This is a genomic window from Comamonas sp. C24C (genome assembly GCF_053345995.1).
This window is the reverse complement of record NZ_JBKFBC010000001.1, coordinates 386,070-407,095: the sequence shown is the minus strand read 5'-3', so window position 1 is coordinate 407,095 and position 21,026 is coordinate 386,070. Positions and strand designations below refer to the sequence as shown.

Genomic DNA, 21,026 nt, shown 5'->3' with positions numbered 1-21,026 from the left:
AGCTTTCAAGCAGGACTTCACACCCGCTTCACAGACTTCATTGCGTCCACACAGTCGCTGCCGACACTGCGTCCTGAACCCCTCATTCAGGAGCACGCATGAAAAACCGACTGCTGTTCAAGACAGTCTCACTGCTGATCGTTCTGGCCTTGCTCATGGCCGGTCTGTCCATGATTCAGGATGTGGTGAAAGACCGCATCCGCAACCGCGACTACGCCGTGCAAAGCGTGGTCTCCAGCCTGGCCGGCACCCAGACGCTGATCGGCCCGGCCCTGGTGCAGAACTGCACGGAAACCACCAGCACGACCAATGGCAAGAAAATCGAATACAGCACACGGGAATTCCAGCGCATGCTGCTGCCCGACACGCTCAACCACGACGCCAATGCCAAGATGGAGGAGCGCTCGCGCGGCCTGCATCACATCAACACCTATGTGCTGCACGACCAGATATCGGCCGGTTTTGCCAATCCCGCGCAGTATGCCGAGCTGCCCAAGCCCAGCGAGCCCAATGCCGTGGTGCGCTGCAAGAAGGTCCTTGTGGCATTTGCGCTCAGCGACCCGCGCGGCATCCGCAGCGCGACGCTGCAGGCCAACGGCCAGGATCTGGCGGTCGAATCTGGCACACCGCTGGAGCGCTACGGCAAGGGCATTCAGGCGGAGATTGATGCCAGCCTGCTGAAAAAAGGCGAAGCCCTGAACCTGGACCTCAAGCTGCAGCTGCTGGGCACGGAGCAGCTCGCCTTCAGCCCCATCGCCACAGAAAGCAAGGTCACGCTGACTGCCGACTGGCCTCATCCCTCGTTTGGCGGCAGCTTTCTACCCAGTCGACGCGAGGTGACGGACAGTGGTTTTACCGCCAGCTGGGAGCTGTCCTCGCTGGCCACCTCTGCCAGCACCGCCTTCACCCGCCAGCAACGTCTTTGCAGCCCCGGCTACTTGGGCAGCTCGGAAACCTATGCAGCCTCGGCAGCCCGCGGCCATGACGACAGCGGCCCCTGCCTCGAAACCATGGACACGGAGTTCGTCAACCCGGTCAATGTCTACTCGCTGAGCGAGCGCGCCACCAAGTACGGCATTCTTTTTGTGATCCTGACCTTTGTCGCGGTCGGCCTGTTCGAAGTCATGAAAAAGCTGCGCGTTCACCCCGTGCAGTACCTGCTGGTCGGCTCGGCCTTGTGCAGTTTCTTCCTGTTGCTCATCAGCCTGTCCGAACACCTGGGCTTTGCCACGGCCTATGCAATTGCTGCCAGCTCCTGCGTGGCTCTGCTGGCCTTCTATGCCAGCCATATTCTGGGCAGCATCAGACGCGGCCTGCCGTTCGCGATTGCCATCTCGGCCCTGTACGGCCTGCTGTATGTGCTGCTGCAGCTGGAACAGACCGCTCTGGTCGTCGGCTCCATCGCCCTGTTCGGCGTGCTGGCCCTGGTCATGATCTGCACCCGCCATGTGGACTGGTACGCGTTTGGACGCAGCGAGAGCGACGTGCCGGACAAGTCTTCGAAGCAGGAGGAGGCCGCATGAGCCAGTCACGACACAGCCCGCAGGCCCAGGCCTTGCTGAACGTTTCGTCGCGCCATCTGCTCGGCGAGCCTTGCCAGCTCAGCGTGCAGCAATACCAGCAACTCTGGCTGAGCGCACAGAGCCAAGGCGACCGCAGGGCACAGCAAGCCCTGCGCCAGCAGGTGGTGGCCGCGGGCCGGCAATTGCAGGCGCAGCGCAGCAACCCGCAGGCCAGGGCGCTGTGGCTGGCCTTGATGGGGCTGCGCTGCTCCATGCTGATGCCCAGATTGCGTTTCTGAAATCTGCAGCCATGAAAAAAGGTGACGCCGGCCGTCACCTTTTTTCATTCATGCGGCAGGCGCTCAGGCCAGCTCGGCGTCGAGCAGCTTGCGGATCGGGGCCGGCAGACCCAGCTCGGCCCATGCCGCTGCATCCGCCCAGCAAGATTCATCGGCCTCTGACACCAGGGCGGCATGGGCCTGATCGACGGGCACCAGAACCGGATGCAGGTGCAGGTCCTTGTGGGTCAGCACATGCAGAAAGCCTGGAAGATCCTGCCAGCTGCGGGTCCCGTCCTGGGACCAGGCGGCCTGCGCATGGCTTTGCAGTGCCGCATAGTCTTCAAAGACCGGTGGGCTGTAAAGCCCGGCCCAGATACCGGCTTGCGGACGCTTTTGCAGCCATACGCGGCGCTGCCCATCCACCGCCAGCAGCAGCCACCAGGACTCGGAGCTGCGCTTGATCTTGCGCGTGCGCACAGGATAGTTTTCCGGATTGCCGGCGCGGGCCGCCCGGCATTCGGAATGCAGGGGGCACACCAGGCAAGTGGGCTTGCGCGATGTGCAGACGCTGGCGCCCAGATCCATCATGCCCTGGGTGTAGCGCGGCATGGCTTCGTGCAGATTCTCGGTGGGGCACAGTTGCTGGGCATATTCCCACAGCTGCTTTTCATTTCTGGACTGCGCCAGATCCGCATCAAACGCCAGCACCCGCGTGAGAACACGGCGCACGTTGGCATCCAGAATCGGCACCCGCTCTGAAAAGCAGAACGATGAAATGGCACCGGCCGTGGAACGGCCAATGCCTGGCAGGGTCGCCAGTTCTTCGGCCGTTTGCGGAAAGGCCCCGCCCCACTGCTCCATCACGGTCTGCGCGCATTTGTGCAGATTGCGCGCGCGGCTGTAATAGCCCAGGCCGCTCCAAAGCGCCAGCACGGCATCCTGAGGGGCGGCAGCCAGGCTGGCCACATCGGGAAAGGCATCCAGAAAACGCTGGTAGTAGCCCAGCACGGTGCTGACCTGGGTCTGCTGCAGCATGATTTCGGACAGCCAGACACGGTAAGGATCACGGGTCTGCTGCCAGGGCAGATGATTGCGGCCATGACTGGCCTGCCACTGCACGACGGCGGTGGCAATCGAAGGGAGAGTCAAGATTTCAGGCTACCAGGTTGATGTCCAGCGGCATGGAAGCGACTGGCGGCTGCCCGGCACCGAGCGGATCCAGCAACTGCGCCGATGCGCTGGTCAGCTGTGTCTGCAGCGCTGCGAGGCGGGTTTGCGCATTCTCCATGTCGGCAATGCGCTCCTCCAGCTCCGTGGCAGCGCCGCTGATGCGGTCCACCGCTTCCAGGCGGCGCGTGTAACTGCGTTTACGTTCGCGCAATTGTGCATCGACCGGCGCAGTCAGTGATTTGCTCCACATCTCCACATCGTTCGATGCCGCTTCGAACACCGTGCGCAGACGCAGCGCCAGCGCCTTGATCAGGCGCTGCGAAAAATCGGCGCTGCTGAGCTTGAGAGCGCTGCTCAACCCAAGGTACTGGGTGTAGCTGCCCTCGATGCCGCGCAAGTCGTCCCTGAACTCGGACAGCACCAGTTGCGGCGGCGTCTGCAGGGAGAAACCGAACTCCGCATTGAGCTCCTTGAACGAGGCACTCATCATGGTCTGGATTTCATCGGCCTGGACCTGCACCCTGGCAGCCACGGCATGCAGACGCCCGAAGGTCCGCTCATAGACATTGCGCAGGCCCAGTTTGAGCCCGCGTTGATCCAGGGTCTCTTTGAGCTCCGACAGCTCGGCCTTCAATGTGGTCGAACTCAACAGCTGGAAAAGCTCCTTGAGCATGCGCATATGGATGTTGCGCATGGCCTGGATGCGGCTGGCGCTCTGGTCGAACTCCTTGTGCTCGGCCTCGATGCGGGAGCGCATGCTGGCGATCACCGTCGCATTCTTGCCGCGCAGACCGCAAAGTTCGGCCAGCTGATCATCAAGATCGCCGCGGCGCATATTGATGACGCGCTCCACCTGCGACTGCAGCTGCTGCACATTGGTGCGCATGGCGGTCTGCAGCACTTTCTGGCGCTGTCCCATGATGCCGTTGGCCAGCAGGTCCTCGAAGGCGGGCAGTCCGCTGGCCTGAAGCAGGCTGTCGTTGTGCCCCACCTTGGCCACCAGCCCCTTCTGGGCCGAGACGGGCAGCACGCGCTCCAGCGCCACCCCCAGCAACTGGGCCGAGTCCTGCTGCTGGCGGCGCAGCTGAGCCTGCACCTGGGCACCGGAGCTCAGGCTGTCCCACAGCGTATCCACCTTGTTGAGCACCACCAGACGCGACGCAGCCAGCGCTTCGTCGTCCCCGACCTTGCCTGCCCCTGCCGGCAGCACATGATCGCGCCAGATGGCCAAATCGGACTTGGTCACGCCGGTATCGGCCCCCAGCACAAAGACCACGGCATGCGCCTGGGGTATCAGATTGACCGTCAGCTCCGGCTCGGCCCCCACGGCATTCAGCCCGGGAGTGTCGAGAATCACCAGCCCCTGCTTAAGCAGAGGGTGAGGCATATTGATCAGGGCATGGCGCCACATGGGCACTTCGACCCAGCCGTCGGCATCGACCATGGGATTGTCGGCAGTCTCGTCGTCATGCCAGAAGCCCCAGGCCCTGGCCTGGTCGATGGAGACCTTGCGCACCTCGGCAACCTTGGCCAGGGTGTCCGCAATCTGCTGCGCATTGGCGATATCCAGCGGGTGCTGCACCCAGGCATCGGCGCGCATGCGCCACTGGCCCAGGCTCTCCGGCGACTCTCTGGTATCGATGGGCAGCAGACGCAGGCAGGGCGGCAGCTCGGGCTCCCAGCCCAGTTCCGCCGGACACATGGTGGTGCGACCGGCGCTGGCCGGCATCAGCCGGCGGCCGTAATGGGCGAAGAAGACGGCATTGATCAGCTCGGACTTGCCACGCGAGAACTCGGCCACAAAGGCCACCATGACCTTGTCCGAGCGCATCTGCTCTTCCAGCCTCTGCAAGCGCTCCTGCACCGAGGCGTCCAGCAGATCCTGGGCAATCAACCATTCACGCAACTCCTGCAGCTGGGTGGCAAAGCCTCGTCGCCACGCGCCATACTGACCGAACTGCTCGTTGAATGAAGCTGACACATCTACCCCTCTTGTTTGTCTGAGTCGGCAGGCCAGACAAGGCTGGCCGCCTGATCAATATATAGCATTGCCCCTTGACGGCATCTACGGCTCTTCCAGAGTCCGGCCTGATATTTATCACTGTGAAGTATCTGCGATCGGCGGCACGAAACAGCGCCCGTCCCGATGCATTGACGACAGCTCCGAGACATATCAGGCCCGGCCTGGAATTGTGACCTCAAAACAGGGTTGAACGCATACTCAATCTAAGGTATTTGCTATCAAATTCAGAGAGTTTTCGCGCCTTTCTGGCAGCTGGCGCAGTAATAGGTACTGCGCTGCCCCTGGCGCATGAGCCGTATGGCTGCGCCGCAATGCGTGCAGGGCAGGCCATCGCGGCCATAGACCTGGGCCTGCAGCTGGAAATGCCCTTCCATGCCGTTGGCAGCGGAAAAGTCGCGCAAGGTGGTGCCGCCTTTTTCCACCGCCAAGGCCAGCACGGCGCGAATGGCCTCATACAAAGCCCTGACCTTGCGCGCCCCCACATCGCGCGCCGGGGTTGCCGGGTGAATACGCGACAGAAACAGCACCTCGGAGGCATAGATATTGCCGACACCCACAACCACGCTGCCGCTGAGCAGCAACTGCTTGATGGGAGAACGGCTGGCGGCCAGCCCGGCCTTGAAGGCCGCCAGCGTGAACCCCTCGCTCAACGGCTCCATGCCGAGATGGTCAAGCAGCTTGCGCGCCAGGGCATCGCTCTCGCCCGGAACATAGACTACGGCACCGAAACGGCGCGGATCATGCAGGCGCAGCAAGCCGCGCGATGTCTGCAGGTCGAAGTGATCATGCGGCCCGCCATCGCCCAGCGGCGCCTCGTCACTGCCCGCGAAGCGCAGACTGCCCGACATGCCCAGGTGCATGAGCAGCAGGCCTTCACTCAGGTCCACCAGCAGATACTTGCCGCGTCTGCGCACCCCCAGCACCACTCTGCCGGCAAGCGCCTGCGGTTGCAGGCCCAGAGGCCAGCGCAGGGGCTTTCCCAGGGTGGCGGCTTCAATCTGCGCGCCCGCAATACGGTCTGCAAAAGAGCGGCGCGTGACCTCGACTTCGGGTAACTCAGGCATGCAATCTCTTCTTCGCCAAGTGTTCAACAAGCTTGGATTATTATGAGCCGATGGTTCATCCTCTACGTTTTCAGGGACTCGCCGTGGCTGCCGTTGTGGCCATGGGATCGGCAATCGCATCCGCCCAGCCTGCCGACCCGCCGCCCCAGCAGGACAAGATCGAGCAAAGCACCGATCTCGAACGGGCCGCCGAGCGTGAGAATGAGCAAGCGGCCCTGTCTGCCGAGCTGTTCTACGAGATTCTGGTGGGAGAGATGGCCGCCCAGGAAGGCGCCCTCACCGACGCCCAGGCCCTGATGATGGAAGCGGCGCGCAGCAGCAACAACGAAAACCTCTATCGCCGCGCCACCGAGCTTGCCGTCCAGTCCCGCTCGGGTGACCGTGCCCTGCGCAATGCCCGCGCCTGGCTGGAAGCCTACCCCGAGTCACGCGCCGCCAATCGCGCCGTGCTGCGCATCCTGGTGGTGATGAACCGCATCGCAGACTCGGCCAGCTATCTGCGCCGCGAGGTCGAGCTGACCCCGCAAGCCAATCGCAGCGCCACTTTTCTGGCCATCACCCAGCTCTACAACAATGCCTCGGACAAGCCCCTGGCCGCCGATGTGGTCGAGCAGGCGCTGGAGATCGACCTCAAGGACCCGCAGAATGGCCCCATGGCCTGGGCGACCATAGGTCATATGCGCCTGATAGCCGGCCAGAAGCCTGCCGCACTGCAAGCCTTGCAGAACGGCGCCAAGCTGAGCCCCGAATCAGGCGCAATCGCCTTGCTGGCCATGGAGCTACTGGAATCGGGCTCGGCCGAAGTGGAGCCGCTGGTCAAGCGCTATCTGGAAAAGAATCACTCGCCGCAGTTGCGCCTGACCTATACCCGCGTGCTGCTGGGACAAAAGCGCAATGCCGATGCCAAGAACCAGTTGCAGCTCATCACCCGCGAAGCGCCCGAGTTCCCCGAAGCCTGGGCCATGCTCGCCAATCTGCAACTGCAGGACAACGAGCTGGATGCTGCCGACACATCCCTGACACAGTTCAGCTCCCTGCTGCCCAAACTGCCTGAAGGCGTGGGCCGCTCCGCCGGCGAATCCCAGCTCTATCTGCTCAGGGCCGATCTGGCAGAAAAACGCCAGCGCTACGATGAAGCCGACATCTATCTGCAGCGCATCCCCGACTCCGCCAACCTGCTCAGCGTGCAGGCCCGCCGCGCCGATCTGCTGGCCCGCCAGGGCAAGGTGAAGGAAGCTCGCGCCCTGATCCAGGCCATTCCAGCCAACGGCCCCAACCAGAAGCGCCTCAAGCAGATTGCCGAGGTGCAGTTGCTGCGCGATGCCGGTCTGAACAAGGAAGCCTATGCACTGCAGGCCCAGCTGCTGAGCCAGTTCCCTGATGATGTGGAACTGGCCTACGACACCGCCATGCTGGCAGAGCGAGCCGGCAATTTCAGCGAGATGGAGCGCCTGCTGCGCGACATCATCAAGCGCGCCCCCGACTTCAAGCATGCATACAACGCACTGGGCTACTCCTATGCGGATCGCAATATCAAGCTGGAAGAAGCCCAGACCCTGATACAGACTGCTCTGGACATGGAGCCCGGCGACCCGTTCATCACCGACAGCCTGGGCTGGGTGAATTTCCGCCGCGGCAATCTGAACGAAGCCGAGAAGCTGCTGGAGCAGGCCTATGCCAAGCGCCAGGATGCAGAGATTGCCGCCCACCTGGGAGAAGTCCTTTGGGCCCAGGGCAAGCAGGACCGCGCCCAGCTCGTATGGCGCCAGGGCCTGAAGGCGGACAGCAGCAATGACACGCTGCTGGAAACACTCAAACGCCTCAAAGTGACGCCATGAAGCGCCGCCCGACCTTCTTGAAGATGCTTCCGGCCCTCGGGCTGGCCCTGGGAGCGCTCATGCTCGGCGGCTGCGCCCAGCCCGTGCGGCAGCTGCAGCTCGATGCAACGGCCAGCCACCACTGGTCCGGCCGCATGGCGCTACAAGTTCAGGATGCTCAGCAACAATCCTTCAGCGCCGGCTTCGAATTACAAGGTCAGCCCGAAAGCGGTACCTTGCTGGTCTTCAATCCCCTGGGCTCCATCATGGCCCGGCTCCAATGGACACGTGCCGGAGCCACCTTGCAGCAGGGCGATCAGATCACCCAGTCCGACTCCCTGCCCGAACTCATCAGCCGGATGACCGGCAGCGAAATCCCCGTTGCAGCCCTGTTCGACTGGCTGCAAGGCAGAAACACTGCCGTCAGCGGCTGGCAAACCGATCTTTCCCGCATCGGCGAGGGCCGTCTGCGCGCCGACCGCACCAGCCCGCCCCCCGAGGCATCCTTGCGCATTGTTCTCGACCAGGACGCTCGCTGACCCGCCAGCAGCCCGGCGCCATCGCCGCACCGTTTTTTTGACTGACACATACACGCCATGCACTCGCTCTATGACGTGCCGGCCCCGGCCAAGCTCAACCTCTTTTTGCACATCACCGGCCGCAGGCCTGATGGCTATCACCTGCTGGAATCCGTCTTCATGCTCATCGACTGGCATGATGTGCTGCATTTCGAGCGCACGGCCTGCGGCCAGATCAGCCGCGAGGACCTCAACGGCATCGCCCTGCCCGCCGACGATCTGATCACCCGCGCGGCCCGCGCCCTGCAGCAGGCCACAGGCTGCACCCAAGGCGTGCGCATAGGCATTGAAAAGCAGCTGCCGGCCCAGGCCGGCATGGGCGGCGGCTCGTCCGATGCAGCCAGCACGCTGATAGCGCTGAACCGTCTCTGGAATCTGAAGCTCTCGCGCCAGGAACTGCAAAGCATTGGCCTGAAGCTCGGCGCCGACGTCCCCTTCTTTCTTTGCGGCCACTCGACCTGGGTCAGCGGTATCGGTGAAGTCATCACCCCGCTGACAGACGGCGACGCCCTGCCGCAGCAGCAGTTCCTGGTGGTCAAACCCGAACAGGGCCTGGAGACCGCAGGAATTTTTTCCAGCGAGTCACTGAAGCGCGATACAAAGCCTGCTACAATCTTCGACTTCGCTGCGAATCACTTCGGTTTTGGCCGAAACGACTTGCAGCCCGTCGCTGAAGGTCTGCAGCCTGAAGTGAAGAAAGTCAGAGAATGGCTCGAATCACTGAAATTGCATGCTAGAATGACGGGCTCGGGAAGTGCAGTATTTGCACCGATCACGCAAAACATTGATCTGAGCACTGCCCCAGGCAGCTGGCAGATCAGGGTTTGCAAAAATCTGGAAAAACACCCACTTCACAGCTGGATTCCAGAGAACAAGTTATAAGGCTGTTTGTCTTCGACAAAAGGCCTGTGTAGGGGAGTCGCCAAGTTGGTTAAGGCACCGGATTTTGATTCCGGCATGCGAAGGTTCGAATCCTTCTTCCCCTGCCAAACATCTTCTTGCGTCATAGCAACCCACAGCACTGGGACGCACAATGCATTCACATCACTCTGATTTCATGGTCTTCACGGGCAATGCCAATCCTGGCATGGCCGAAGAGATTGTTAAGCACCTCGGCACCACCCTGGGTGCTGCCGACGTTGGCCGTTTCTCCGATGGGGAAGTCGCGGTCGAGATCAAGCAGAACGTTCGCGCCCGTGACGTTTTCGTGGTTCAGTCCACCTGCGCACCGACCAACGACAACCTGATGGAGTTGCTGGTCATGGTCGATGCCCTCAAGCGCGCATCGGCCGAGCGCATCTGCGCCGTGATCCCCTACTTCGGCTATGCCCGCCAGGATCGCCGCCCCCGCTCCAGCCGCGTGCCCATCACCGCCAAGGTGGTGGCCAATATGCTGCAGGCAGTTGGCGTCGAGCGCGTCCTGACCATGGACCTGCACGCCGACCAGATCCAGGGCTTCTTCGACATTCCCGTGGACAACATCTACGCCACCCCTGTGCTGCTGGGTGATCTGCGTCAGAAGAACTACGAAGACCTGATCGTCGTCTCCCCCGACGTTGGCGGTGTGGTGCGTGCTCGCGCCCTGGCCAAGGAACTGGGTTGCGATCTGGCCATCATCGACAAGCGCCGCCCCAAGGCGAACGTGTCCGAAGTCATGCACGTGATCGGCGATATCGACGGCCGCAACTGCGTGATCATGGACGACATGATCGACACCGCCGGCACGCTGGTGAAGGCTGCCGAAGTGCTCAAGCAGCGCGGCGCCAAGAACGTGTACGCCTACTGCTCGCACCCCATCTTCTCGGGCCCGGCCCTGGAACGCATCGGCAACGGCAGCGCTCTGGACGAAGTGGTTGTGACCAACACCATTCCTCTGAGCCCCGCAGCCCAGCAGTGCGGCAAGATTCGCCAGCTGTCCGTAGCCGGCCTGTTTGCCGAGACAATTCACCGCATTTCCACAGGTGATTCGGTGAGCAGTCTGTTTACCGCTTAAAATCTCTGGTTTTTCAGCTTCGAGCCCAAGCAAACCTCCTTCGGGAGGTTTGACCGTTTCGAGGCCACCGCAAGAATCCACGGCCTTGCTGCAAGGTGCAGATTCTTTTATCAATCGGGCGAGACTGGTCGCGGTCCGTCCATCTAGGAGTTAGTTATGCAATTCGTCGCTACTGAGCGCGCCAAGCAAGGTACGGGTGCGAGCCGCCGTCTGCGTCTGTCGGGCAAGACCCCCGGTATCGTCTACGGTGCTGGTGAAGCCCAACTGATCGAAATCGATCACAACGCCCTGTGGCACGCTGTGCACAAGGAAGCTTTCCACTCCAGCATCCTGGACATGGAAATCAACGGTCAAGTGACCAAGGTCGTGCTGCGCGACGTGCAGTTCCACCCCTACAAGAAGCTGGTGCAACACATCGACTTCCAGCGCGTGGACGGCAACACCAAGCTGCACATGAACGTGCCCCTGCACTTCGAAGGCGCTGCTGAATCCCCCGCCGTGAAGGTCGAGAACTGCACCGTGACTCCTCTGATGCACGAACTGCAAGTGATCTGCGAACCCGCAAACCTGCCCGAGTTCATCAAGGTGGACCTGAGCGCCCTGACTTCCAAGTCCGTGCTGGGCCTGCAAGCTCTGAAGCTGCCCAACGGCGTGAAGGCTGTGGTGCGTGGCGCCAACAAGAACCCTTCGCTGATCTCCATCAAGCTGCCCGAAGTGGCTCCTGCCGAAGGCGCCGCACCTGCTCCCGCAGCTGCTCCCGCCAAGAAGGGCAAGAAGTAATTCTTGTGTCTTCGGTACGGCGCCTGCCGCTGTACTCCAAGAAAAGGCCCACCTCGGTGGGCTTTTTCTTTGGGCCACGCAGAACCAGCGTGCCAGCCCAGCTTTGCTAGCAAGAAGATAATCCAGCAATGATCAAACTGTTTGTCGGCCTCGGCAATCCCGGCCCTGAATATGAAGACACCCGGCACAATGCCGGCTTCTGGTGGATTGATGCGCTGGCGCGCGAACTCAAGGTCAGTCTGGTTCCCGAACGCAGCTACTGGGGACTGATGGCCCGCACCAACATCCACGGCCAGACCGTCTGGCTGCTGGAGCCGCAGACCTTCATGAATCTCTCGGGCAAGTCGGTAGGCACGCTGGCGCGCTTCTTCAAGATCCAGCCCGAGGAAATCCTGGTCGTGCATGACGAGCTGGACTTCGAACCCGGCGTGGTCAAGCTCAAGCTCGGCGGCAGCCATGGCGGCCACAACGGCTTGCGCGATATCCATGCCCAGCTGGGCTCGCCCAATTACTGGCGTCTGCGCGTGGGCATAGGCCACCCCGGCCACAAGGGCGAGGTCGCCAGCTGGGTGCTCAAAAAACCGGCCCCCGACCAGCTCAAGCTGATCGAAGACGCCATCGCGCATTCGCTCAAGGCCTGGCCCGAGATGGTGGCAGGCCAGATGGACAAGGCCACTCTGGCCATCCACACCACCAAGGCGCCCCGCCCCAAGCCTGCCCGCAAGCCGGCGCCCGATGCCGTCCAGCCTGCAGGTGGCGAAGCCTGAACCTGGGGCAGAATGAAAAATAGCTCCTGAATCAGGAGCTATTTACGCTTGATATACAAAGAATTCAGCCCCTAAAAGCCTTAACTTTCTTTCTTGGCCTGCGTAAGCTGCTCATATTTTTTGAACAGCACCTCATGGCTTTCGATGTATTCGGGGTTCACCGGTATGCAGGCCACAGGGCAGATCTGCACGCACTGCGGCTCGTCAAAATGCCCTACGCATTCGGTGCACTTGTGCGGGTCGATTTCGTAGAACTCCTCGCCCATATAGATGGCATCGTTAGGGCACTCGGGCTCGCACACATCACAGTTGATGCATTCATCGGTAATCATCAATGCCATGTGCCAGCTCCTGTGCAGTTCTCGGTATCGGCCCACATTATCCCAAGCTCCCCAAGACATGGCTGCACCCGGGACAAAGCCTGCACCTCCAGGAAACGGCACAATGGCCGCTATGCTGCGCAGCACGCACACGCCGCCTGCGCCCACTTCACGATGAAACAACGCCTCACGCCATGAGCATCTTCTTGCTCAAACGCCTGCTCACGCTGATTGCCACATTGATAGGCGCCTCCATCGTGGTGTTTGCCGTGCTGGAAGTCCTGCCCGGCAATGCCGCCCAGATGCTCATGGGCCCCGATGCCGAGCCCGAGGCCGTGGCCGCCATGACGCAGCAACTGGGCCTGGACCAACCTGCGCTGACGCGCTACTGGCAGTGGATCAGCGGCCTGCTGCAGGGCGATATGGGAAACAGCTATGCCTATGGCTCCGCCGTGACCGAGCTGGTCTGGGAGCGCCTTGCGGTGACCGTGCCGCTGGCCGTCATGGCCATGTGCATCACCGCCGTGCTGGCCATTGCGGCGGGCGTGCTGGCCGCCGCCAACCACAAGCGCTGGGGCGATGTGGGCCTGATGGGCCTGGCCCAGATCGGCATTGCCATTCCCAATTTCTGGTTTGCGATTCTTCTGATCCTGCTGTTTTCGGTCAAGCTGCAATGGTTCTCGGCCGGCGGCTTTCCGGGCTGGAGCGAGGAAACCGGCGGCGGCCTGCTGCCCGCGCTGCAGGCGCTGCTGCTGCCCGCCGTGTCGCTGGCCGTGGTGCAGTCGGCCATCCTGGCGCGCATCACGCGCTCTGCGGTGCTGGAAGTGCTGCGCGAGGACTTTGTGCGCACCGCCCGTGCCAAGGGACTGTCACGCGGCGCGGCGCTCTGGCGCCATGTGCTGCGCAACGCCATGATTCCCGTCGTCACCGTCATGGGCCTGCAGTTCGCCAATCTGCTGGCCGGCACCATCGTGGTGGAGAACGTGTTCTATCTGCCGGGCCTGGGCCGGCTGATCTTCCAATCCATCTCCAACCGCGACGTGATCGTGGTGCGCAACTGCGTGCTGCTGCTGGCGGCCATGGTGGTGGTGGTGAATTTTGTCGTCGATGTGCTCTATGCCGCCATCGACCCCCGCCTCAAAGCCAGCGACCTATGAGCAGGCAGACCGATACCCGCTTTCGCGTGCCCGACTACCCGACACGCGCCTTCTCGCGCACAAAGCCGCTCGGCCTTGGCCAGCGCGCCAGGCAGCACCGCAGCTTTGTGCTCGGTGCCTTGCTCACGGCCTTGCTGATTGCCGCCGCACTGCTGTCTTTTGTCTGGACGCCGGGCTCGGCCTACGAGATGGACATGGACGCCGCCCTGCAGGCCAGCAGCAGCCGGCACTGGCTGGGCACCGACGCCTTCGGGCGCGACCTGGCCTCGCAGATTCTGGTCGGCGCGCGCGCCTCGATTGCGGTGGGCCTGATTGCCGTGGGCATAGGACTGGCGCTGGGCGTGCTGCTGGGTCTGATCGCTTCCGCATGCCGCGGCTGGGTCGAGGAAATCATCATGCGGCTGGCGGACTTCACCTTTGCCTTCCCTGCCTTGCTGTCGGCCATCATGCTCACGGCCGTCTACGGGCCGGGCATGGTCAATGCCATCATCGCCATCGGCATCTTCAACATCCCCACGTTTGCGCGCATCACCCGCGCCTCGGCCAATGCCGTCTGGTCGCGCGACTATGTGATGGCGGCACGCGCCTGCGGGCAAAGCCGCACGGCCATCACCTTGCGCCATGTGCTGCCCAATATTGCCTCGGTACTGGTCGTGCAGGCCACCATTCAGTTCGCACTGGCCATTCTGGCCGAGGCTGCCCTGTCCTATCTGGGCCTGGGCACGCAGCCGCCCGAGCCCTCCTGGGGGCGCATGCTCAGCGAAGCCCAGACCCTGATGTTCCAGGCACCGCTGCTGGCCGTCTGGCCCGGCGTGGCGATTGCGCTGTCGGTGCTGGGCCTGAACCTGCTGGGCGACGGTCTGCGCGACCTGCTCGACCCCCGACTGACACGCGAGCGCTGAATCAACATGGCTTTGCTCGAAGTCTCCAACCTCACCATCAATCTGCAAACTCATCGTGGCCGTGCCCAGGCCGTGCGCGATGTGAGCTTCACACTGGAGCGCGGTGCCACGCTGGGCCTGATCGGCGAATCGGGCTGCGGCAAATCGCTGACGGCACTGGCGCTGCTTGGATTGCTGCCCGAACATGCCCAGGTGGACGGCAGCATCCAGTTGGACAGCCAGGAGCTGCTGGGCCTGAGCGAGCGCCGGCTCTGTGCGCTGCGCGGCAACCGCATGGCCATGGTGTTTCAGGAACCCATGAGCGCCCTCAACCCCGTGCACGGCATCGGCCGCCAGGTGGCAGAGCCGCTGCGCCTGCATCTGGGCATGAGCCGCGCCCAGGCCCGCGCCCGCGCCACCGAGCTGCTGGAGCGCGTGGGTATTGCACAGGCCGCACAGAGGCTGGACGACTACCCGCACCAGTTCTCCGGCGGCCAGCGCCAGCGCATCATGATTGCCATGGCTCTGGCCTGCGGACCCGATCTGCTGGTGGCCGACGAACCCACCACCGCCCTGGATGTGACGGTGCAGCAGCGCATTCTGGATCTGCTGCAGGAGCTGGTGGCCGAGCACTCCATGGCGCTGGTGCTCATCAGCCACGACCTGGGCGTGATTGCCCAGAATGTGGAGCAGTTGCTGGTCATGTATGGCGGCACCGTGGTCGAGTCCGGCATGACGGAAGCCGTGTTCGCCAGGCGCGCCCACCCCTATACGCGCGGCCTGTTCGCAGCCCGGCCGCAGCTCCAGGCCGCGCCAGCTGCGGGCCATCTGCCCACCATCGCAGGCGCAGTACCGGAGCTCGTGGACCTGCCCGCAGGCTGTCCGTTTGCAGGCCGCTGCCCCCACACCCGGGACGACTGCTATGTGCAGCCGCCCCCGGCCCGCACCCTGCACCAGCCCAGCATGGCGGCACCGGCCTCTCTGGCCTTCTGGCGCCAGCCCCATGTGGCGCGCTGCCTGTATGAGCAGGTACTGGCCCAAGGAGCCAAGGCATGAACGGGCCGGGCGCTACCGGCGCGACAGGAGCCTCCAGCGAAATGCTGTTGAGGGCCAGCGGCCTGAAACGAGCCTATTCGCGCCCGCGCACATCGCTGTGGCACAGGCCCGAGCCGCTGCAGGCGCTGCGCGGCGTGAGCTTTGAATTGCCGGCGGGACAGAGTCTGGGCGTGGTCGGCGAATCGGGCTCGGGCAAATCCACGCTGGCGCGCCTGGTCATGGCACTGGATCGCCCCAGCGAGGGCACGGTGGAGCTGCTGGGCCGCAATCTGCATCAGCTTGACGAACAGGCGCTGCGCGCAGCGCGGCGCGACTTCCAGATGGTGTTTCAGGACCCCTATGGGTCGCTGGACCCGCGCATGACGGTGGAGCGCATCGTCAGCGAGCCGCTGGCAACCCTGAACAAGAAACCCGGCCGCGAGGCGCGGCGTCTTCAGGTACTGGAGGTGCTGGAACAGGTGGGTCTGCGCGCGCAGGATGCCGACAAATATCCGCACGAGTTCTCCGGTGGCCAGCGCCAGCGCATCGCGATTGCCCGCGCCCTGATCACCCGGCCCCGCCTGATCGTGGCCGACGAGCCGGTCAGTGCACTCGATGTCTCCGTGCAGGCCCAGGTGCTCAATCTCATGCAGGACTTGCAGCGCGAGCTGGGCCTGTCCTATCTGTTCATCAGCCATGATCTGGCCGTGGTGCAGCATGTCTGCGATCAGGTTCTGGTGCTCCATCAGGGCCTGGTGGTGGAGCGCGGCACGCCGCGCCAGCTGTTTTCCGCCCCAGCTCACCCCTATACCCAAGCCCTGGTCCGGGCTGCGCCGCGAGTCCTCTGAAGCCGCACGGCGAACAGTTGTTCACACTCCCGGCAGCGATATACCGGCAGCCCCCGCAAAGACGGTTGCGACTGGTGTAAAAACGCATGGGAAACAAGTCCGCTCCCCGCGATGACTTGCAGCGCTTTTGCGGGCCGCTTGCGGCCTGCCCCCATCGGAGACTTTGTTGATGTTCAATCGTCGCTCCTTGCTGGCCAGCTCGGCTGCCAGCTTGCCCTTGTTCGCCACCTGGCCGGCTCTCGCCCAGGCCAGAAAAGACAGTGTCACGCTGGCCATGACCCTGGAGCCACCAGGACTCGACCCCACGGCCGGAGCCGCCTCTTCGATTGCCGAAGTCGTGCTCTACAACGTGTTCGAAACCCTGACCAAAATCAATGCCGACGGCAGCGTCTCGCCACTGCTGGCCGAGAGCTGGGAGGTCTCCTCCGACCTCAAGACCTATACCTTCCGCCTGCGCAAGGACGTGAAGTTCCAGAACGGCGAGCCCTTCAACGCCGCAGCCGTCAAGTTCTCGTTCGACCGTGCGGCGGCTGACAAGAGCACCAACAAGGACAAGCGCACTTTTGCCAATCTGAGCACCAAGGTCGTTGACGAGCACACGGTGGTGCTGAGCAATCAGGAAATCGACCCCGACTTTCTGTTCATGATGGGACAGGCCACGTCCATCATCGTCGAGCCCAAGAGTGCCGCCACCAATGCTGCCAAGCCCGTGGGCACCGGCCCCTACCAGCTGTCGGCCTGGGCCAGGGGCGCATCGGTCACGCTGAGCGCCTGGCCCGGCTACCGCTCGGCCACGGGCATTCGCATCAAGCGCGCCGTGTTCCGCTTCATTCCCGACCCCGCAGCGCAGGTTGCCGCACTCCTGGCCGGCGATGTCGATGCCTTCCCGCGCGTCTCGCCGCGCAGCGTGCCTCAGTTCAAGGCCAATGCCCGCTTTCAGGTGGTGGTGAGCAACTCGCGCGCCAAGACCATTCTGGCCATCAACAATGCTCGCAAGCCCCTGAACGACATCCGCGTGCGCCGCGCCATTGCCGCCGCCATCGACCGCAAGGCCGTGATTGCCGGCGCCGCAGACGGCTATGGCGTGCCCATCGGCAGCTACTACGTGCCCACGGCCTTTGGCTATGTGGACACCACGGGCGTAAACCCTTTCGATCTGGAAAAAGCCAAGGCACTGATGGCCGAAACCGGCATCAAGACGCCGCTGACGCTGACCATGACGCTGCCGCCCGCGCCCTATGCGCGTCAGGGCGGCGAGCTGATTGCGGCCCAGTTGGCCAAGATCGGCATCCAGCTCAAGCTGCAGAACGTGGAGTGGGCGCAATGGCTGTCTGGCACCTACACCAACAAGAACTACGACCTGACCATCATTTCGCATGTCGAGCCGTTTGATCTGGGCAACTTCGCCAAGCCCGACTACTACTGGGGCTACCAGTCCAAGGAGTTCAACGAGCTGTTCGACAAAATCAAGAGCACACCGCGCCCTGCCGATCGCGCACGCCTGCTTGGCGATGCCCAACGCCTGCTGGCCCACGACTCGGTGCATGGCTTTCTCTACACCCCGCAATGGGTGACCGTGGCGAACAAGAAGCTGCGCGGGCTGTGGAAGGACATGCCGGTGTTTGTGAACGATCTCTCGGCGTTGTCCTGGGGCTAGCACCGGCCTGCCCGCAGGAGCCCTGGCTCAGAACGACCACTGCTGCAGCAGCAGCGCGCGCACCTGCCCCAACAGTTCCGGCTCCTCGCCTTTCGCCGGCAGCAAACCAAACCAGACCCGGGGCAGGCCGGGCAGGTTCAGTTCCGCCGGAACCTGCACCACACCCTCTCCCAGCGCCGAGGCATTGATGCAGGCCACCCCCAGGCCTGCAGCGATGGCCGATTGCAGCCCTGCAACGCCCGAGGCCTGATGCGCGATCTCATACGCAATGGCCCGCTTTTCCAACTCCCGGATTGCCAGCTGATGCAAGGCGCAACTCTGCGGCAGCACCAGCAGCGGCAGCGGCCCTGCCTGCTGCCAGCCCGGCGCACTGGCCCACACCAGCGCCTCACTGGAGCCCATGGGCTGCAGCTGCGTCTGTGCGCTGTCCAGCGACATCACCAGGCCGAGATCGCTGCGACCTGAAGACACGGCTGCGTGCACCTCGACGCTGCGCAACACGCTCACCTCCATGCGCACGCCTGGATGAATATGCGCCAGCTGCTTCAGCATCCGGGCCAGCAGGGCGGGCTTGAAGTAGTCCGTCACCGCCAGGCGGATCCGTCCGCGCAGGGACTCTCCACGCAAGTCCAGGAGCGCCTCGTCGGCCATGGCCGTGATCCGGCGGGCATGCTCGAGCAACTGCAGACCGCTTCCGGTCGGCGTCACACCGGCCTTGCCGCGCAGCAGCAGCTGCTGACCCACACAGTCCTCCAGTTTCCGGATCTGCTCGCTGACCGCAGATTGAGACAGAAACAACCGGGGTGCGGCCGCTGTCAGGCTGCCGGCCTCGCTCACCGCAATCAGGGTTCTCAACTGGGAAATTTCGAGAGAGGCCATGTTCTATCCATCGGAAAAACCGGAGATATCAATCATATCTTTCCGTTTTCCAAATGGATAGAGAGTCCACAGAATGAGACTGTCTTCACCAACCCATTCAGGGACAATGCCATGCCACATATCGACATCCAGCTATCGGGACAAGCCAATGCCCAGCTCAGCCGCGAAGTCAGCTCGCAGATTGCGCGCCTGACCCGGGACATCCTGCACAAGCAGCCCGAGCTCATCGCCATTTCCATTCGGTATGTGCCTGCCGATACATGGTGGATCGACGGCCGGACCCTGGCCGAAACCGGCCATAGCTCGTTCTACCTGGGTATCAGCATCACCGACGAAACCAATACCAAGGCGGAAAAAGCGCTCTATCTGGAGGCCGTTCACCAGACCATGGCGGGCTTGCTGCCCAGACTGCACGAGGTCTCCTATGTGCATCTGATCGATGCGCGTGCTGCGGCCTATGGATACGGAGGAAAAACGCAGGAGTTTCGCCACCAGCATCGCTAGGCCCTGTCCCTCGCTACCGCTGCACCATCACCAGGCGCAGCGCCAGCGCGCCGAAGACGGTGGCGGCAATGCGGTTGAGCCAGCGCTGGGCGCTGGCGGAGCGCTGCAGCAGCTGACCGAACAGACCCGAAAAGCAGGCGATGGAGCCGAACACCAGCCAGGCCGCCAGCATGAACACGCAGCCCAGCACCATGACCTGAAGCGCGACGCTGCCGCGTGCGGGGTCGGTGAACTGGGGCAGAAAGGCCAGAAAGAAGATCAGCACCTTGGGATTGGTGAGGTTCATGACCACACCGCGGCCCATCCAGCGCATGGCGGCTCTCAAGCTCAGCACATCGCGCTCGGTCTGCGCCCTGGCAGTTTCCTCAACATGCACGGGCGCACGCCAGGCCCCCCAGGCCAGATAGGCCAGATAGGCAGCACCGCAGAGCTTGAGCACCGTGAACAGCATGGGCGATGCCGCCACCACGGCCGCCAGGCCCAGTGCCACCGCCGCCGTGTGCCCGACAATGCCCAGACACAGGCCCGCCACCACGCACAGCCCCACGCGCCAGCCGCGCTGGGCCGATTGCACCAGCACAAACAGATTGTCGGGGCCGGGGCTCAGGCCCAGCAGCAGGGCCACGCCAAAGAATGTGATCAGAACTTCCCAGGTCGGCATTGTCAGGTCTCTTCAAAAAACAGCGGCTTACGATCCATCGGCAAAGGCTGCAGGCCAATTCGATACATCCGCCCATTTCAACCCAGCCCCAGAGCGGTCACGCCCAGGGCAATCATGATGGCACCGGCGATGCGCAAGGCTCGGTCGCCCTCGCCCAGCAGCCTGCCGCCGATCAGGGCTGCGAACAGCATGGACACCTCGCGTGCAGGCGCGACATGGGAGATGGGCGCGCTTTGCACCGCATACAGCACCAGCACATAGGCAATCGGACTGAAAAACGCCACCACGGCCGCATAGCGCCACTGCAGACGCCACAGGCGCTTGGTCTCGGGCCAGTCCCGGGCGGCCAGTGGCGCCAGAATCACCAGCCGGATCAGATTGCCCATATAGTCCACCAGAATCGGCGACATCATCAGCATCTTGACGGCATAGCTGTCCACCACCGTGTAGCTGGCAATGAACAGCCCCGTCAGCAGGCCGTAGTAGAGACCGGACAGCACGCGCTGGCGCGCCTCCAGATCCTGCCCCTCGCGGATGGCAACAATCATGCGCGGGCCGCCCGCGATCAGAAACACGCCCAGCACCACGCCCGCAATACCGGCAGCACCCAGCGTGGAGATCTGCTCGCCGAGAAAGATCACGGCCACCAGCGAGGAGATCAGCGGCCCGCTGCCGCGCGCCAGCGGATAGACCACCGTCAGGTCGGCCACGCGATAGCCGCGCAGCAGCACTATGAAATAAGCCACATGCAGCACGGCGCTGGCCGTGACGAATGCCCACTCCATCCAGCCCCAGCCAGGCACCACATCCTTGCCCAGCCACCAGCCCAGCGGCAGCCAGATGACGGCGTTGCAGATGGCGGTGTAGAGCGAAAAGCGGGCGTCTCCGCCGGCCTTCTTGGCCACGATGTTCCAGCCCGAATGAATCAGGCCGGCCAGGATGATGAGAGTGAACGCTTGCAGGGACATGGGAGCCGGAAATGCAAAAAGGCCGCGCGACGCGCAGCCTTTTGAAAGGAAAAGTTCATTTGCTCATCTGGCCAGCTATGGCCAAAACCTCATAAAACTGGCACCAGCCGTCAGAGGGATGCCGAGCAAGAGCCGCCTCGC

Annotated in this window: 21 protein-coding genes and 1 tRNA gene; 15 read left to right on the top strand and 7 right to left on the bottom strand. The window is 63.1% G+C overall.

Translation table 11 applies throughout. The features are described 5' to 3' along the window. Positions 1 to 98: 98 nt before the first annotated feature. Together creD and ACLBXN_RS01830 are read left to right on the top strand one after the other, a co-directional pair. Positions 99 to 1,523 carry a cell envelope integrity protein CreD gene (creD, locus tag ACLBXN_RS01835; RefSeq protein WP_447610942.1) on the top strand — a complete coding sequence of 475 codons (1,425 nt, stop codon included), beginning with the start codon at positions 99 to 101 and terminating at the stop codon, positions 1,521 to 1,523. Then, entirely contained in the window at positions 1,520 to 1,801 is a 282-nt protein-coding gene (locus ACLBXN_RS01830) for a hypothetical protein (protein WP_447610941.1), read from the top strand. Before creD ends, ACLBXN_RS01830 begins: the two co-directional genes overlap by 4 nt. Positions 1,802 to 1,864: 63 nt before the next feature. Here the strand turns inward: ACLBXN_RS01830 and mutY are convergent, their stop codons facing one another. From mutY to mutM, 3 genes are all read right to left on the bottom strand, one after another. Then, entirely contained in the window at positions 1,865 to 2,932 is a 1,068-nt protein-coding gene (mutY, locus tag ACLBXN_RS01825; RefSeq protein WP_447610940.1) for an A/G-specific adenine glycosylase, read from the bottom strand. Between the two features lie 4 nt (positions 2,933 to 2,936). Beyond that, positions 2,937 to 4,934, bottom strand: coding sequence for a dynamin family protein (locus ACLBXN_RS01820; RefSeq protein ID WP_447610939.1), 1,998 nt, complete (start codon positions 4,932 to 4,934; stop codon positions 2,937 to 2,939). A 266-nt stretch (positions 4,935 to 5,200) separates the two neighbouring features. Continuing rightward, entirely contained in the window at positions 5,201 to 6,040 is an 840-nt protein-coding gene (gene mutM / locus ACLBXN_RS01815; RefSeq protein ID WP_447610938.1) for a bifunctional DNA-formamidopyrimidine glycosylase/DNA-(apurinic or apyrimidinic site) lyase, read from the bottom strand. Positions 6,041 to 6,090: 50 nt separating this feature from the next. Here mutM and ACLBXN_RS01810 point away from each other — a divergent pair, with 50 nt between their 5' ends. The 7 genes from ACLBXN_RS01810 to pth all read left to right on the top strand — a co-directional run bounded on the left by ACLBXN_RS01810 (position 6,091) and on the right by pth (position 11,975). Then, positions 6,091 to 7,878 carry a tetratricopeptide repeat protein gene (locus tag ACLBXN_RS01810; RefSeq protein ID WP_447610937.1) on the top strand — a complete coding sequence of 596 codons (1,788 nt, stop codon included), beginning with the start codon at positions 6,091 to 6,093 and terminating at the stop codon, positions 7,876 to 7,878. Beyond that, complete coding sequence (locus ACLBXN_RS01805) at positions 7,875 to 8,396, top strand: lipoprotein insertase outer membrane protein LolB (protein WP_447610936.1); 522 nt, start codon at positions 7,875 to 7,877, stop codon at positions 8,394 to 8,396. Before ACLBXN_RS01810 ends, ACLBXN_RS01805 begins: the two co-directional genes overlap by 4 nt. Before the next feature lie 57 nt (positions 8,397 to 8,453). Then, a complete protein-coding gene (gene ispE / locus ACLBXN_RS01800) occupies positions 8,454 to 9,317 on the top strand; it encodes a 4-(cytidine 5'-diphospho)-2-C-methyl-D-erythritol kinase (protein WP_447610935.1) in 864 nt (287 codons plus the stop codon). A gap of 30 nt (positions 9,318 to 9,347) precedes the next feature. After that, positions 9,348 to 9,424: transfer RNA gene (locus ACLBXN_RS01795), tRNA-Gln, on the top strand. Between the two features lie 44 nt (positions 9,425 to 9,468). Further along, positions 9,469 to 10,428, top strand: coding sequence for a ribose-phosphate pyrophosphokinase (locus tag ACLBXN_RS01790; protein WP_003058452.1), 960 nt, complete (start codon positions 9,469 to 9,471; stop codon positions 10,426 to 10,428). Between the two features lie 156 nt (positions 10,429 to 10,584). Continuing rightward, positions 10,585 to 11,208: a 50S ribosomal protein L25/general stress protein Ctc gene (locus tag ACLBXN_RS01785; protein ID WP_003066033.1), complete on the top strand. Its 624-nt coding sequence runs from the start codon at positions 10,585 to 10,587 to the stop codon at positions 11,206 to 11,208. Between the two features lie 128 nt (positions 11,209 to 11,336). After that, the gene (pth, locus tag ACLBXN_RS01780) at positions 11,337 to 11,975 is read left to right on the top strand and encodes an aminoacyl-tRNA hydrolase (RefSeq protein WP_447610934.1); all 639 of its coding nucleotides are present in this window, start codon (positions 11,337 to 11,339) and stop codon (positions 11,973 to 11,975) included. Between the two features lie 80 nt (positions 11,976 to 12,055). Here the strand turns inward: pth and ACLBXN_RS01775 are convergent, their stop codons facing one another. Beyond that, complete coding sequence (locus ACLBXN_RS01775; protein WP_043003465.1) at positions 12,056 to 12,316, bottom strand: YfhL family 4Fe-4S dicluster ferredoxin; 261 nt, start codon at positions 12,314 to 12,316, stop codon at positions 12,056 to 12,058. A gap of 173 nt (positions 12,317 to 12,489) precedes the next feature. Between ACLBXN_RS01775 and ACLBXN_RS01770 the strand changes: the two genes are divergently transcribed. From ACLBXN_RS01770 to ACLBXN_RS01750, 5 genes are all read left to right on the top strand, one after another. Further along, positions 12,490 to 13,452, top strand: a complete 963-nt coding sequence (locus ACLBXN_RS01770; protein ID WP_447610933.1) for an ABC transporter permease — start codon at positions 12,490 to 12,492, stop codon at positions 13,450 to 13,452. Next, positions 13,449 to 14,354 carry an ABC transporter permease gene (locus ACLBXN_RS01765; RefSeq protein WP_447610932.1) on the top strand — a complete coding sequence of 302 codons (906 nt, stop codon included), beginning with the start codon at positions 13,449 to 13,451 and terminating at the stop codon, positions 14,352 to 14,354. Before ACLBXN_RS01770 ends, ACLBXN_RS01765 begins: the two co-directional genes overlap by 4 nt. A 6-nt stretch (positions 14,355 to 14,360) precedes the next feature. Beyond that, positions 14,361 to 15,389, top strand: a complete 1,029-nt coding sequence (locus ACLBXN_RS01760; RefSeq protein WP_447610931.1) for an ABC transporter ATP-binding protein — start codon at positions 14,361 to 14,363, stop codon at positions 15,387 to 15,389. Beyond that, the gene (locus tag ACLBXN_RS01755; protein WP_447610930.1) at positions 15,386 to 16,216 is read left to right on the top strand and encodes an ATP-binding cassette domain-containing protein; all 831 of its coding nucleotides are present in this window, start codon (positions 15,386 to 15,388) and stop codon (positions 16,214 to 16,216) included. Before ACLBXN_RS01760 ends, ACLBXN_RS01755 begins: the two co-directional genes overlap by 4 nt. Positions 16,217 to 16,385: 169 nt before the next feature. Then, a complete protein-coding gene (locus ACLBXN_RS01750) occupies positions 16,386 to 17,873 on the top strand; it encodes an ABC transporter substrate-binding protein (RefSeq protein ID WP_211457691.1) in 1,488 nt (495 codons plus the stop codon). Between the two features lie 27 nt (positions 17,874 to 17,900). Here the strand turns inward: ACLBXN_RS01750 and ACLBXN_RS01745 are convergent, their stop codons facing one another. Then, entirely contained in the window at positions 17,901 to 18,752 is an 852-nt protein-coding gene (locus tag ACLBXN_RS01745) for a LysR family transcriptional regulator (protein ID WP_447610929.1), read from the bottom strand. Positions 18,753 to 18,863: 111 nt separating this feature from the next. Here ACLBXN_RS01745 and ACLBXN_RS01740 point away from each other — a divergent pair, with 111 nt between their 5' ends. Beyond that, positions 18,864 to 19,256 (top strand): tautomerase family protein, encoded by a 393-nt coding sequence (locus ACLBXN_RS01740; RefSeq protein ID WP_447610928.1) that lies wholly within the window; start codon positions 18,864 to 18,866, stop codon positions 19,254 to 19,256. Between the two features lie 13 nt (positions 19,257 to 19,269). On the opposite strand, the gene ACLBXN_RS01735 is transcribed toward ACLBXN_RS01740, so the two are convergent. Continuing rightward, a complete protein-coding gene (locus ACLBXN_RS01735; RefSeq protein WP_407715162.1) occupies positions 19,270 to 19,917 on the bottom strand; it encodes a LysE family translocator in 648 nt (215 codons plus the stop codon). Positions 19,918 to 19,994: 77 nt separating this feature from the next. After that, on the bottom strand, positions 19,995 to 20,885 hold the full coding sequence (locus ACLBXN_RS01730; RefSeq protein ID WP_003058467.1) for a DMT family transporter: 891 nt from the start codon (positions 20,883 to 20,885) through the stop codon (positions 19,995 to 19,997). Between the last annotated feature and the right edge of the window lie 141 nt (positions 20,886 to 21,026).

What these genes read in the sequence shown, in the direction of transcription:
- creD (WP_447610942.1), top strand. Translation starts at nt 99, where the DNA reads ATGAAAAACCGACTGCTGTTCAAGACAGTCTCACTGCTGATCGTTCTG.
- ACLBXN_RS01830 (WP_447610941.1), top strand. Translation starts at nt 1,520, where the DNA reads ATGAGCCAGTCACGACACAGCCCGCAGGCCCAGGCCTTGCTGAACGTT.
- mutM (WP_447610938.1), bottom strand. Translation starts at nt 6,040, where the DNA reads ATGCCTGAGTTACCCGAAGTCGAGGTCACGCGCCGCTCTTTTGCAGAC.
- ACLBXN_RS01810 (WP_447610937.1), top strand. Translation starts at nt 6,091, where the DNA reads ATGGTTCATCCTCTACGTTTTCAGGGACTCGCCGTGGCTGCCGTTGTG.
- ACLBXN_RS01805 (WP_447610936.1), top strand. Translation starts at nt 7,875, where the DNA reads ATGAAGCGCCGCCCGACCTTCTTGAAGATGCTTCCGGCCCTCGGGCTG.
- ispE (WP_447610935.1), top strand. Translation starts at nt 8,454, where the DNA reads ATGCACTCGCTCTATGACGTGCCGGCCCCGGCCAAGCTCAACCTCTTT.
- ACLBXN_RS01790 (WP_003058452.1), top strand. Translation starts at nt 9,469, where the DNA reads ATGCATTCACATCACTCTGATTTCATGGTCTTCACGGGCAATGCCAAT.
- ACLBXN_RS01785 (WP_003066033.1), top strand. Translation starts at nt 10,585, where the DNA reads ATGCAATTCGTCGCTACTGAGCGCGCCAAGCAAGGTACGGGTGCGAGC.
- pth (WP_447610934.1), top strand. Translation starts at nt 11,337, where the DNA reads ATGATCAAACTGTTTGTCGGCCTCGGCAATCCCGGCCCTGAATATGAA.
- ACLBXN_RS01775 (WP_043003465.1), bottom strand. Translation starts at nt 12,316, where the DNA reads ATGGCATTGATGATTACCGATGAATGCATCAACTGTGATGTGTGCGAG.
- ACLBXN_RS01770 (WP_447610933.1), top strand. Translation starts at nt 12,490, where the DNA reads ATGAGCATCTTCTTGCTCAAACGCCTGCTCACGCTGATTGCCACATTG.
- ACLBXN_RS01765 (WP_447610932.1), top strand. Translation starts at nt 13,449, where the DNA reads ATGAGCAGGCAGACCGATACCCGCTTTCGCGTGCCCGACTACCCGACA.
- ACLBXN_RS01760 (WP_447610931.1), top strand. Translation starts at nt 14,361, where the DNA reads ATGGCTTTGCTCGAAGTCTCCAACCTCACCATCAATCTGCAAACTCAT.
- ACLBXN_RS01755 (WP_447610930.1), top strand. Translation starts at nt 15,386, where the DNA reads ATGAACGGGCCGGGCGCTACCGGCGCGACAGGAGCCTCCAGCGAAATG.
- ACLBXN_RS01750 (WP_211457691.1), top strand. Translation starts at nt 16,386, where the DNA reads ATGTTCAATCGTCGCTCCTTGCTGGCCAGCTCGGCTGCCAGCTTGCCC.
- ACLBXN_RS01745 (WP_447610929.1), bottom strand. Translation starts at nt 18,752, where the DNA reads ATGGCCTCTCTCGAAATTTCCCAGTTGAGAACCCTGATTGCGGTGAGC.
- ACLBXN_RS01740 (WP_447610928.1), top strand. Translation starts at nt 18,864, where the DNA reads ATGCCACATATCGACATCCAGCTATCGGGACAAGCCAATGCCCAGCTC.
- ACLBXN_RS01735 (WP_407715162.1), bottom strand. Translation starts at nt 19,917, where the DNA reads ATGCCGACCTGGGAAGTTCTGATCACATTCTTTGGCGTGGCCCTGCTG.
- ACLBXN_RS01730 (WP_003058467.1), bottom strand. Translation starts at nt 20,885, where the DNA reads ATGTCCCTGCAAGCGTTCACTCTCATCATCCTGGCCGGCCTGATTCAT.